This window comes from Pseudomonadota bacterium (genome assembly GCA_039818985.1).
GTDB lineage: Bacteria > Pseudomonadota > Alphaproteobacteria > Sphingomonadales > Sphingomonadaceae > Alterisphingorhabdus.
In genome coordinates this window covers 225,407-238,010 of sequence record JBCBSU010000002.1, presented here as the reverse complement: position 1 = coordinate 238,010, position 12,604 = coordinate 225,407, and the positions used below count along the sequence as shown (strand labels likewise).

Below are 12,604 nucleotides of genomic sequence, written 5' to 3'. Positions count from 1 at the left end.
TAATATGAGAATTTTTTGCCGCGCCTAGTCGTGCAGCGGTCGATGGCGCTGTACCGAAGCCGCAGACCGGCCCCTGGGATATTTTTGCAATATCGCCCTGGCCCGGCTGTCGAGATGTGCGCGCGCCGCGTCATGAATGGCGCTGGCGCTGCACAATATGCCGAATATCGGCGCATCGGCGTCGACAAATCGCATCTCCTGACCCAGCGCATCGGTGCATCTGGCCCCGCCTTCGCTTGCAATCAGCAGGGCCGCCGCCACATCCCAGGCATGGCCCCAGCGTAATGTCGCCACCAGATCGGCGCGGTTATCGGCGACCATCGCCATTCGCAGGGCAATGCTGTTGGGCTTTTCCACTGCGGTGAGCAGGCTGTCGATATCCGATAGCTGTGTTGTGGGCACCCGGGCACCGGCCAGGCTCTGCTGGCGGCTGGCCTCTATCCGATGGCCATTGAGCATCGCTCCGGCACCGGCCTCGGCAAGCCATGTCTCGCCGCGTGCTGGCGCGTGCAGCATGGCGATTTGCGGCTGACCGTCAATGCAATAGGCTACCGACAATGCCCAGCCGGGGCGGCCCCGGATGAAGTCGCGGGTGCCGTCAATCGGGTCAACAATCCAGGTTGCTGCGCCTGCTTGCGCTTCGGGCCGCGCCTGGCTCTCTTCTGAAAGCCATCCGGCTCCGGGATCGAGATCGCGCAAGGCAGTGCGCAAAAAGCGGTCGACCGCGATGTCACTCTCGGTAACCGGCTCATTGGGTGCCTTGTGCCAGCCTGCTACCGTTTCACCGGGCCGGAAGCCCCGCATCGCTATAGCACCGGCTTCCCGTACTATTGCCGATAATGCGCTGTGATCAATGTCCGGCAACGATCATCCCGTCTATCCGCAGTGTCGGTACATTGACGGCACGGCGCATCTCCAGATCATCGGCGGCGACCATTTCAGCAAACATCTGCTTCAGATTGCCGGCAATGGTGACCTCGCTCACCGGCTCGGCCAGTTCGCCATCGCGAATGGCAAAACCGCTGGCACCGCGACTGTAATCGCCGGTCACGGCATTAACCCCCATGCCGATCAGTTCGGTGACATAAAAGCCTTCGGCAATGTCGCCGATCAGTGTCTCGCGGCTGTCGCTGCCCGGCTCGATGTGCACATTGGTGGCCGATATGCCAGGACTGCCGCCGCTGCCCCGGCTGGCATGACCGCTGGTTGCCATATCCAGCTGTGCCGCAGCGGCGCTGTTGAGCAGCCAGCCGGTCAGCACCCCTTTGTCGATCAGTCGGTGCTGCTGTGCGGTGACGCCTTCGCCGTCATGCAGCCGCGAGCGCAACCCGCGTGGGCGATGCGGGTCATCGACAATGGTGATGGCGTCACTGAAAATCTGCTCGCCCAGATGATCCGCCAGAAAGCTGGCCTTGCGCGCCACTGCACTGCCGGTCAGGGCGGACATCAGGTGCGACACCAGACTGCCGCCAACACGGGGGTCGAAGACGACCGGCCGCTCACCACTTTTCATTGTCACCGGATTCATCCGCGCCACCGCACGCGCGCCAGCGCGCTGACCTATACTGACGGCATCCTCCAGATCGGAAAGATGGCGCGCCATGTGATAGGCATAGTCGCGTTGCATGTCGCTGCCGCTGCCGGCCAGTACACTGGCCGACATGGCAAAAACGCTGGAACGGTGAGCTGCAGCGAAGCCGTGGCTGGTGGCCAGCGCGATCAATCCGCCGCCGGCCTGTACCGACCCGCCCTCGGAATTGGTCACGCCCTTGACGCTGCGCGCGGCATCTTCGGCCGCCTCGGCCATGGCGCGCAGCGAAGCCGCATCCCATTGTGCCTTGCTGTCATCCACATCGAGATTGATGGCGTTGTCGCCGGGCTGATAGAGCCTCTCGTCGGGCGCCAGCCGGGCATAGGGATCCTCGGGTGCGGCTCTGGCCATATCGACGGCGCGTTCGGCAAGGCTTTGCAGCGAATCTTCGTCAAATCGTGTCGTTGAAACGCTGGCGACCTGCTGGCCGCAAAATACCCTGAGGCCAAGTTCGGCGCTCTCGCTGCGCTGAACATCTTCCAGCGCGCCGAGACGCACCTGTACATCGATGGAGCTTTCGGCGATGCATGCTGCATCGGCTGCGCTGGCCCCCTGTTTGAGCGCCATGTCGACGCATTGCTCCGCAGCGAGGCGGGCCTGATCTTCCTCTAGCATGGGCCGGGCATAGGCAAGGCCATGGGCAAGGTCAATTGACCAGGTGGAAACTGTTGTCAGGGCATGGGGTCAGGGTGCCAGGCGAGGACCTTAGAAGTCAGGCAAGGAAGGTGACGCCGAGGTGCCACAGCCCGGCAATGGCAAAGGGCAGGCCGATGGCGGTCAGCCACAGGCCGGTGGCATCGCGGCGAAAATGTGTTCCGATGACATGTTCGCCGATACGCTCAGCATCGGTATCGAAACGCTCCCAGCGTTTTTCGAAACGCCGACAGGCGGGAATCACAATGGCGATCAAAATGACAAGACCAAGATAGGGCAGCATCGAGTTGGAGCCGCCCTTGATTTCATGCATCACCACGAAAATCTGCAAAGCTGTATAGGCCAGCAGGGCATAGGCGATATGGTTGCTCATCCGGCGCGACCAGATTCCGGGTTCGCCGCTCGCCTCTATGGGCGATGCCACCACATCATGATGTGCTGAAGCGGACCCGCTGACTGCTTTTGCCATAGTTGCTCTCCCCATTGTGGCGCATGCGCCCGTATTGTTGTGCTGTGGCCGCGCCTGTGTTCCAATCATACCGGTGCGACAGGATAATTTTGCAACGCCTTTCGCGACAACCTTCCCAAGTTCCCGCTACGTCATGCACGCTTTCATGAATCGGTCACAAAGGCAAGGGCGTTCACCCTGAAATTTGGTGTTTGCGTTACAAAATGTAAAATGTAACATGCCCTGTATACGATATGATCTTCGGGCTTGCGTAAAATATCACAGCAGCGCCGGCTGCTCACAAGATTATTCCATGTTTTCAGAGCGTTTGCCGCTCGACCAGCCAGGGTTCAACAAGAGGGGGCATAATGGCAGCCAGTCTGGACAGTCCGCTGACTCTTCCCAATGGCGCGGTCATTCCGAACCGTATTGCCAAGGCGGCGATGACCGAAGGTCTGGCGCGCCCCGATGGCTGTCCGACACTGGCGCTCGACAAGCTGTACCGGCTGTGGTCCGAAGGCGGTGCCGGATTGCTGATCAGCGGCAACATCATGATCGATGGTGATCATCTGGAGCGTCCGGGCAATGTCATTATCGATGGGGAATCGATTGATGACGCATTGCCCATCCTTTCCGAATGGGCGCAGAATGCGACCGTGGGGGACAACCATTTCTGGGCCCAGCTCAGCCATAGCGGTCGCCAGACGACCAAATTGGTCAACCCGGAACCAAAGGCACCGTCGGCGGTCAAGCTGGCGCTGCCCGGCGGCCAGTTCGGCAGCCCGGTAGCGCTGACGGCCGAGGAGATTGGCGATGTCGTCACCCGTTTTGCCACCGCAGCCCGGATCACCAAGCGTGCTGGCTTTACCGGAGTACAAATCCATGCAGCGCATGGCTATTTGCTCTCCTCCTTTCTGAGCCCGCGCGCCAATGTCCGCACCGATGATTATGGCGGCTCGCTTGCCAACCGGGCGCGTATCCTGCTCGACACTGTCACCGCAGTCCGCCGCGTTGTCGGCGATGGCTTTCCGATCGCGGTCAAACTCAACAGCGCCGATTTCCAGCGCGGCGGCTTTGCCTTTGAGGACAGCCTGCAGGTCGCCCAGTGGCTTGCCGATGCCGGAGTCGATCTGCTCGAAATTTCCGGTGGCACCTATGAGCAGCCGAAGTTGCTCGGTGTCGAAGGTATCGAGGCCGAGGAGCCGCAAAATATTGCGCCCTCGACCGCGAAGCGCGAGGCCTATTTCGTCGATTTCGCCAAGGCGATGCAGGATAGTGTGTCGGTGCCGCTGATGGTCACCGGCGGTTTCCGCAGCCGCGCCGCCATGGACTATGCGCTGGAAAGCGGCGCGGCGGATATGATCGGCCTTGGTCGCCCCATGTGCGTCATGCCCGATGCCCCGGGACAGCTGCTTGCCGGCACGGTCGACCGCCTGCCGGCACCGGAAGCCGGTCTCAGGCTGCTGCCGCCATCGCTGAGCTGGTTGCGTTCGATCCAGATGCTCAAGGCGCTCGATACCTTTGCGGTGCAATACTGGTTTTATGGCCAGATTTATGCACTGGCGGAAAATGGCGAGATGGACCCGGAGCTGACACCGTTTCAGGCCTTCCGCATGGTCGAAAAGCGCAACAAGCAGTTGATGGCAGCAAGGAACCGGATCAAGCGCTAGAGACGGTTTTCCCCGTCCCGCGACCGGGAGAGAACGCTGTTACACCGCATCCGCTTCTTCGGCGCGCAGTGCCTTGCGGTCGAGCTTGCCGATCAGCGTCTTGGGCAGCTCATCGCGCACCACCACCGCAACCACCCGTTCATGCTTGCCGAGCTGCGGATTGAGCCATGCCATCAGCGTATCGCCATCGATCGCCTCGACATCATCTTCCATTGTTACAAAGGCCTTGGGCATTTCGCCGCGATATTCATCGGCGACGCCGATCACCAGGGCTTCCTTGATCGCGTCATGGGTGTAGAGAATTTTCTCGACCTCGCTGGGGAATACCTTGAAGCCGCCGACGGCAATCATGTCCTTGATGCGATCGACAATGCGGATATAGCCATCCTCGTCGATCTGGCCGACATCGCCGGTGCGCAGATAGCCGTTGATAAATACCTCGGCATCGGCATCGGGGCGGTTCCAATAGCCCTTCATCACCTGCGGACCGGAAAAGATGATTTCACCCGGCTCACCTTCGGCGACCTCCTTGGTCGGGTCTTCCTTATCGACCAGGCGAACCAATGTGCCGGGCAAGGGCTGGCCGATGGTGCCTGATTTGTTGAGACCCTCATAAGGGTTGGTGGAGACCACGCCGCTGGACTCGGTCAGGCCATAGCCTTCGACCACCTTGGCACCGGTCTTGGCCTCGAATTTCTGCTTCACCTCCGCGGGCAGCGGCGCGCCGCCGGAGATACAGGCGCGTAGCGGCGAGAAGTTGGTCTGTTCGATGCGCGGATTGTCGAGCAGCGCCTGATACATGGTCGGAACCCCCGGCAGAGCGGTGACCTTGGTGCGGTCAATCGCCTTCAGTGCCTGCACTGCATCGAAGCGCGGCAGGATAACCATCTCGCCACCATTGAGAACAGTGCGGTTCAGAACACAGGTATTGGCAAAGACATGGAAGAAGGGCAGCACGCCGAGAATCCGGTCCTCGCGATCATGATCGGGGTCGATGCGGTTGACCTGACGCGCATTGGCAGTGAGATTCTGGTGCGTCAGCATCGCCCCCTTGGGGGTGCCGGTGGTGCCGCCGGTATATTGCAGCAGCGCAATATCCTGGTCCGGACGAATAGCGACACGGGTATAGTCGCCATCATTGTCGATCAGGCTGGAAAAGCTGGTGATGCGGTTGTCATCGGGCCTTTTGGCCGTCTCCTTGCCCTTGAACAGGCGATAGAATAGCGACTTGCCACTGGGCAGGGCACCGGCAACCGATCCGACCACCAGCCGTTCGAGGCTGGACTTTTCCAATACTTCCAGGGCCGTTGGCAACAGCGCCGCCGCAGACAGGGTGAACAGCAGCTGGGTGCCGCTGTCCTCGACCTGGTGCGCCAGTTCATCGACGGTATAAAGCGGCGAGAAATTGACCACGGTGCAGCCCGCCGCCATCGCGCCATAATAGGCAGCGACATAATGCGGCACATTGGGCAGAAACAGGCCGATCCGGTCGCCCTTGCCCAGTCCAAGATTCTGCAGGCCCCTGGCGACGCGGCAGACGCCCGATGCGGTCTCGGTATAGCTGTATTTGCGTCCCATGAAATCGATCAGAGGTGCGCTGCCCTTGCGTCCGGCGGAACGGAAAAACATGTCGGGCATCGCCATCGGCGCGAAAAACTGGTCCCATTGTGTCGGATGATTGTAATGCGTTTTCCAGATGGGCGGCCTGTCATCATGTTCCGGGGCAATGGTCATGGCTTCGTTCATTCTCGCGCATTCCTTGAACAGTGTGCAATCATCGGGTCGGGCGGCCTGGCGGTTGCAGAACGCGCCACAAAGGGGGAAAGCACGGGCTGCAGGCCTAAGCTGCGTCTATGGCATGTTTGTCCTGAATCGCAAATATTCAGTAGGCACTGAACCAGGCTACGCCGTCACGGCTCTCGACATTGGCGCGCCCGGTTACCACCAGATGCCTGAGATGCGCCATCGCCTCGCCGGTGGCGAGACCGTAAACGCTGTCGTCAATCTTCCGGGCAAATAATATGCCGAAGGTATCGACGGCGCGCCTCGGCTTTTCGGCCAGTGCCGCTTCGAGCGCAGCGAGTTGGTCGTGATGCCCGCTGGCCAGCTTGTCGAGCCGCGCGTGCACGCCGGTAAAGGGGAAACCATGCGCCGGCAGGACCAGCATGTCCGCCCCCAGCCGGTTGCGGAACTTGGCGATGCTTTCAAGCCATTCACCCAGCGGGTCGGCCATCGGCTCGCTCAGCGATACCGAAACATTGGAGGTGATGCGCGGCAATATCTGGTCGCCGGCAATGACTACGCCATTATCCTCATCGACCAGGCAGCAATGTTCCGGGGTATGGCCACCGCCGGTGAGAATGCGCCAGTCGCGCCCACCGACAGTGATGACCTGTTCATCCTCCAGCCGCACATGGCTGAGCGGCAGTGGCGCCACCGCCTTGGCGAAATTGCCCCAACCGCGTTGCCGCATTTTCGCCAGCCGCTCTTCATCCCAGCCGGCAAGACGCATCTGCACGATTGCCTCTTCGGGCGGTGCATCGCGGACATCGCTGGTCAGCACCCGCGCCATCAGCCATTCGGTGCGATTCATCCACAGCCGCACATCCTGGCTTTCGCACAACCATCCGGCACAGCCGACATGATCGGGATGGAAATGGGTACAGATGACACGGGTTATGCGTTTGCCGGCCAGATCACCGGCAAGCAACGTCTCCCAAGCCTGGCGCGACGGCGGGATATTCAAACCGGTATCGACAATGGCGACACCGTCGCCCTGTTCGTCGCGATCGGCGAGCAGCCAGATATTGATATGGTTGAGTGATCCGGGGACCGGCAGGCGGGTCCAGCCGATATCGGGCAGCAGCGGGAAAAGCCTGCCATATTCGGGAGCGTGATGCCCCAGCGGATAGTGCAGGCCCTTATGTTCGTTTGGCTCCAGCCCGTGATCGGCCAGCGCTTCGAGAACCGAGGGCGTTACCTCGGAAGCTGCCGGGGCTGTGGGCCATAAGGGAGCGACATCTGCCAATGGTGTGCGTGATCAGGCGAGCGGATCACCCGAAGGCGCTTCGCCGCCGAGCAGATTCTGCGCCGCAGCTTCGGCCTCTGCCTCGCGGGCCGCCTTTTCCGCCGCCAGCTTGTCGGCTTCGCGCTGCGCCTGCAACTCTTCGATCAGCGCCGCCCGGTCTCCGCCCAGCTTGCTGTCTTCGGGAGTCTCGGAGGTGATACCGGCTTTCTTCGCTGCCTTGGCGACCACCGCATCGAGCTCGCGCTGGCTGCACAAGCCCAGTGTGACCGGGTCTTTCGGCTGAATATTGGCGATATTCCAGTGGCTGCGGTCGCGAATGGCGTTGATGGTGTTGCGCGTGGTGCCGATCAGCTTGCCGATCTGGGCATCGGAGATTTCCGGATGGTTGCGCAGCAACCAGGCAATGCCGTCGGGCTTGTCCTGCCGCTTGGAAACCGGGGTGTAGCGCGGGCCCTTGGTACGGTGCTTCTGCTCCGGCCCCTTGGTGATGGCCATGCTATATTCCGGGTCGGCCTGGGCCTTTTCGATCTCCTCCATGCTCAGCTCGCCCGCTTGTACCGGATCGCGCCCGGTATATTTGGTGCTGGCCAGATCATCGGCCATGGCCTGCACCTCCAATATGTGCAGACCACAAAATTCGGCGATCTGCTCGAAGGTCAGGCCGGTATTGTCGACCAGCCAGGATGCGGTGGCATGCGGCATCAGTGGATGGGCCATGATATCTTAACTCCTCGTGCCATGTGCTGCGCGGTTCATTGCTGGCCCGGGTAAAGCAGAATTTGCGAGGGCCAGACGGGCATGAAGCGGCATATGGACAAATGATATAAATAATAAGGGCCGCCCCGTGCAGGAGCGGCCTTTCGTGAGTTTGATGATAGGCGATATTGGCCGGGGCGACAAGTCCCGGCTGCGAGATTTATGCGTATACGGTCTAGGCAGCGGCGGCTTTTGCGGCGGCATCAAGCGGCTTGAGCGCACTGAGGAACTGGCGGGCGCTGGTCTCCCAGCTGAATGTCCGGCCATAGCGCGCCGCCGCATCGCGGTCGCAGCGCAAGGCTATGGCTATGGCGCGCTCGAGATCGTCATCGAGCACCCCGATACCGTCGCGGATGATGTCTTTTGGTCCGGCGACGGGATAGGCAGCGACAGGGGTGCCGCTGGCCAGTGCCTCGATCATCACCAGCCCGAAGGTGTCGGTGCGGCTGGGGAAGACAAAGATATCGGCATTGGCGTAATAGCCTGCAAGGGCACGACCCTTTTGCACACCGGCAAAATGCGCCTGTGGATAGGCCGCCTTGAGCGATTCCAGCGCCGGGCCATCGCCGACCACGACCTTGCTGCCGGGGTGGCTGGTGTCGAGAAACGCGCCGATATTCTTCTCCACCGCGACACGACCGACATAAAGCTGGATCGGGCGTGGCAGGTCGTCATAGAGGGCCGGTGCCGGCGTATCCGGGCGGAAACAGTCAAGATCGACACCGCGGCCCCAATGGGTCAGCCGTTCCAGCCCCTGCTCGGCGAGTTGGGCGCGGATCGAGGCAGTGGCGACCATGGTCTGTTCTGCCGGGCCGTGGAACCAGCGGATATAGGGCCAGATATAATCGGCAGAAATGCCGATGCGCCGTGCGACATAATCGGGGAACTGGGTATGATAAGCAGTGGTAAAGGGCAGGCCATGGCGCAGGCAATGACGCCGTGCCGCCAGCCCCAGCGGTCCCTCGGTGGCGATGTGGATGGCATCGGGGGCAAAGTCACAGATCTTGCGGCTGACCGATGCGGTGCGCGCCAGGGCCAGACGGATTTCCGGATAGCTGGGGCAGGGGACCGAGAGATACTGGTCGGGTGAAATCACGCAAATTTCGTGCCCGGCCTGACGCAGTCGGTCGGTGACCGCATTCAGGGTGCGCACGACGCCGTTCATCTGCGGCGCCCAGGCATCGGTGATCAGGGCGATACGCATCGGCGTGGTGTGCTGCTGTGGCATCATGCGGCCAGCGGTGCGCCGTCAGTCGGGGTCAGATCGGCCTCTTTCCCGGCCTTTTTCCGGGCGTTCATGATCTCGGCCCAGTGCAGGATTTCCATACTGCCGTCGAAATTCTCGACCAGCGCGGTACAGCCTTCGACCCAGTCGCCATCATTATAATAAGTGATGCCGTCAATCTCGCGGATTTCGGCGGTGTGGATATGGCCGCAGACAACGCCATCGACACCGCGCTTGGCCGCTGCGCTGGAAACCAGTTCCTCATAGCGCGAGATAAACTCGACCGCGTTCTTGACCTTGTGCTTGGCGGTCTTGGACAGCGACCAATAGGGCATGCCCAGCTTCTGCCGGCCCCAGTTTACCCAGCGATTCAGCCCCATCATGAAAGTGTAGAGCGCATCGCCGACAAAGGCGAGCCAGCGATGCGCCAGCATCACCGCATCGAATTCATCACCATGCAGCACGAGCAATTTGCGGCCATCGGCGGTTTCGTGCACGGCCGCACGCTCAATCTCGACATCGCCGAACTTCATCCCCGAAAACGGCCGTACCATTTCGTCATGATTGCCTGGAATGTAGATGATACGGGTGCCGCGCTTGGCGCGCTTGAGCACCCGCCACACCACGTCATTATGGGTCGAGGGCCAGTAGAATTTCTTCTTCAGCCGCCAGCCATCGATAATGTCACCGACCAGATACATGGTGTCGCTGTCGACATTGTCCAGAAAGTCGATCAGCATCTCGGCATTGCAGCCTCTTGTGCCGAGGTGAATGTCGGAAATCCAGATGGTACGATATTTGCGCCGCTCGCCACCGACCGGCTCCTTGATCACCGGAGCTGGAATGTTGAGCGGGAAATCGGTGATATTGTCCGCATTGTCGCCCTTTGATGGACTGTCCTGTGTAGCATCATCGCTCAGCGAGCGGATATTGGCAGGCAGGAGATCGGACGGCGTGACCATGGTGCTTTCCCCGGGGCAGTTTGCGTCTGCCGGGCGGGATAGCCGCTAAACTGTTACAAACGGAATCATGGTTCGATGAAACTTCTGTGACGAACACAGGGAATTTCATGGCACTTCGGTGACAAGAGTCGGGGCCGGAGCTTTCTGCGGCTCTAACCTTTCATTGACATATACCGGTTATTCCTCCCCGCGAGGATCAGTATGGGAGTTGGGGTAATGAAACACGGTTTTTGGACGATGGTCTGGCTGGCGCTTACTTCGCTGTTACTTGGCGGGTGCACTGACCAACCGCAGGATTTTATTGTCGCGAAACCCGCATCTACGGTTTACCAGGCACTGTCATCACTGGAAATGTCCGGCTCCCAACTGGGTAATTACAGCATGGCCATCAACACCATTTCGGTTGACCGCCAGAACAACAATCAGATTACCTATCATCTGGCGTCCGAAAAAGTCGACAAGGGCACCACGATCCGTTTCGACATAACCGCCATCGACCCGAATACCAGCAAGGTGCAGGTGCATTATGATGTGCCCGGCATGAACATGGGGGATGGCAGCCTCTATGGTCTGTCGCCGGGTCCGAAAGAATTGTCGGCGCGCAGGGTGAAGCGCAATGTCGGCAAGGACCTGAAATCCTTCTTCAACGCGCTGGAAGGTGGCTTCGGCTACCATGCCGAGGCGCGCGAACTGAACCTCACCTTCATGTCGCTGAGTCTTGCAACCAATCCCGACCGGCTGGCGGCAATGGTAGAGGGTAAGGGCGATTATGTGCGTATGCTCGCCAATATTCTGGGTGATGGCGATGGTGGCCGTAGTGACTATGCCGCGTCGACCAGCAATATCAACAGCGCGACGACAAGCGGACGTGCCACCGATAGCGCACGGCCGATGAATGATGCCGGCCCGATGCTCGATCCGGATGAGGCGATTGGCGACTATTGATGTGCGCTGCGGCGGTTAGTCGCCGGTGAGCAGGACGATCTTGCCGAAATGCTGGCCACTTTCCATATGCGCCTGCGCTGCGGCAGCGTCTTTCAGCGGGAAAGTGCTGTCGATGATTGGTACCACCTTGCGTGATGCCACCAGAGGCATAGCATTGTGCGCAATTTCATCGGCCAGCAGCGCCTTGAAGCTGTCAGGGCGTGGCCGCAATGTCGATCCGGTCAGGGTCAGCCGCTTGCGCATGATGTCGATCATCGGGATTTCCGCCGTCAGCCCGCCCTGCACCGCAATGGTGACATGGCGGCCATCATCGGCGAGACAGGCCATGTTGCGCGGCACATAGTCGCCGGCAACCATGTCGAGCACGATATCCACGCCTGCGCCACCGGTCAGCCTTGCAACCTCGGCGACAAAATCGGATGCCTTGTAGTTGACCGCTGCATCGGCGCCGAGTTCTTCCGCCTTGCGGCATTTCTCATCGCTGCCACAGGTGACGTACACCGTCAGCCCAAAGGCCTTGCCGAGCATGATTGCCATGGTGCCGATGCCGCTAGTGCCGCCATGGACCAGCAGGGTCTCGCCCTCGCGGGCATAGGCGCGCTCGAAGACATTGTGCCATACGGTGAACAGCGTCTCGGGCAGGGCCGCCGCTTCCTCGATGCTCAGTTCTGCGGGTATCGGCAGGCAATGGTCGTGCCGGGCAAGGCAATATTCGGCATAGCCGCCGCCACCGACCAGAGCGCAGACCTTCTGCCCGCGCATCACCGGATCGACCCCGTCGCCCAGAGCGACAATCTCTCCGGCCACTTCCAGACCCGGGGTGCTCGGTGCTCCGGGCGGCGGCGGATAAAAGCCCTTGCGCTGGACGATATCGGGGCGGTTGACCCCGGCAGCGGCAACATGGATCAGCACCTGGCCTGGCGCCGGCTGCGGCACATTTATCGTGCGCAGCGACAGCACCGAGGCGTCGCCCGGCGCATCCATATCGATTGCGTGCATCGTTTCCGGCAATTCTGCCATAGCACCCCCCCCGCTCTTCATGCCGGACTGTTTTCCCACCAGTCACTGCAAATCGGCCTGGTAGTTATTGACAGTCCAGCCTTGCGGGTCAACATTGTCGGTTATGGAAATTGACGAGAATCTTCCACGGCGTACCGATAATCCGGTCGAAATGCTGGGAAAGCAGGACCTGGATCCGCTCTCGCTGGACGAACTTGATGCGCGCATTACCGCGCTTCAGGCTGAAATCGAACGCTGCAAGGCACATAAGGAAAAAGCATCCAGTCATCGCGCCAGCGCGGAGGCGCTGTTCCAGAAATAGCGCA

Annotated in this window: 12 protein-coding genes; 3 read left to right on the top strand and 9 right to left on the bottom strand. The window is 60.6% G+C overall.

Annotated features, from left to right (window positions below; all coding sequences use genetic code 11):
• Positions 1-24 precede the first annotated feature (24 nt).
• The 3 genes from AAFX04_12815 to AAFX04_12805 form a co-directional block, all read right to left on the bottom strand.
• Complete coding sequence (locus AAFX04_12815) at positions 25-864, bottom strand: inositol monophosphatase (GenBank protein ID MEO1046316.1); 840 nt, start codon at positions 862-864, stop codon at positions 25-27.
• On the bottom strand, positions 851-2,206 hold the full coding sequence (locus tag AAFX04_12810) for a metallopeptidase TldD-related protein (GenBank protein ID MEO1046315.1): 1,356 nt from the start codon (positions 2,204-2,206) through the stop codon (positions 851-853). Before AAFX04_12810 ends, AAFX04_12815 begins: the two co-directional genes overlap by 14 nt.
• 97 nt (positions 2,207-2,303) lie before the next feature.
• Positions 2,304-2,714, bottom strand: coding sequence for a hypothetical protein (locus tag AAFX04_12805; protein ID MEO1046314.1), 411 nt, complete (start codon positions 2,712-2,714; stop codon positions 2,304-2,306).
• A gap of 347 nt (positions 2,715-3,061) precedes the next feature.
• On the opposite strand from AAFX04_12805, the gene AAFX04_12800 reads away from it, so the two are divergent.
• Entirely contained in the window at positions 3,062-4,363 is a 1,302-nt protein-coding gene (locus AAFX04_12800; GenBank protein ID MEO1046313.1) for an NADH:flavin oxidoreductase/NADH oxidase family protein, read from the top strand.
• A gap of 39 nt (positions 4,364-4,402) precedes the next feature.
• Here the strand turns inward: AAFX04_12800 and AAFX04_12795 are convergent, their stop codons facing one another.
• The 5 genes from AAFX04_12795 to AAFX04_12775 form a co-directional block, all read right to left on the bottom strand.
• Positions 4,403-6,109, bottom strand: a complete 1,707-nt coding sequence (locus AAFX04_12795) for a long-chain fatty acid--CoA ligase (GenBank protein MEO1046312.1) — start codon at positions 6,107-6,109, stop codon at positions 4,403-4,405.
• A 136-nt stretch (positions 6,110-6,245) separates the two neighbouring features.
• Entirely contained in the window at positions 6,246-7,391 is a 1,146-nt protein-coding gene (locus tag AAFX04_12790; GenBank protein ID MEO1046311.1) for an MBL fold metallo-hydrolase, read from the bottom strand.
• Between the two features lie 12 nt (positions 7,392-7,403).
• Positions 7,404-8,108, bottom strand: coding sequence for a cell cycle transcriptional regulator TrcR (locus AAFX04_12785; GenBank protein ID MEO1046310.1), 705 nt, complete (start codon positions 8,106-8,108; stop codon positions 7,404-7,406).
• Between the two features lie 214 nt (positions 8,109-8,322).
• On the bottom strand, positions 8,323-9,351 hold the full coding sequence (locus AAFX04_12780; GenBank protein MEO1046309.1) for a glycosyltransferase family 1 protein: 1,029 nt from the start codon (positions 9,349-9,351) through the stop codon (positions 8,323-8,325).
• A gap of 23 nt (positions 9,352-9,374) precedes the next feature.
• The gene (locus tag AAFX04_12775) at positions 9,375-10,334 is read right to left on the bottom strand and encodes a UDP-2,3-diacylglucosamine diphosphatase (protein ID MEO1046308.1); all 960 of its coding nucleotides are present in this window, start codon (positions 10,332-10,334) and stop codon (positions 9,375-9,377) included.
• 216 nt (positions 10,335-10,550) lie between these two features.
• Between AAFX04_12775 and AAFX04_12770 the strand changes: the two genes are divergently transcribed.
• Positions 10,551-11,279 (top strand): hypothetical protein, encoded by a 729-nt coding sequence (locus tag AAFX04_12770; protein MEO1046307.1) that lies wholly within the window; start codon positions 10,551-10,553, stop codon positions 11,277-11,279.
• Between the two features lie 15 nt (positions 11,280-11,294).
• Here the strand turns inward: AAFX04_12770 and AAFX04_12765 are convergent, their stop codons facing one another.
• Entirely contained in the window at positions 11,295-12,299 is a 1,005-nt protein-coding gene (locus AAFX04_12765) for an NAD(P)H-quinone oxidoreductase (protein ID MEO1046306.1), read from the bottom strand.
• A gap of 103 nt (positions 12,300-12,402) precedes the next feature.
• Between AAFX04_12765 and AAFX04_12760 the strand changes: the two genes are divergently transcribed.
• Positions 12,403-12,600, top strand: coding sequence for a DUF1192 domain-containing protein (locus tag AAFX04_12760; GenBank protein MEO1046305.1), 198 nt, complete (start codon positions 12,403-12,405; stop codon positions 12,598-12,600).
• Positions 12,601-12,604: the final 4 nt, after the last annotated feature.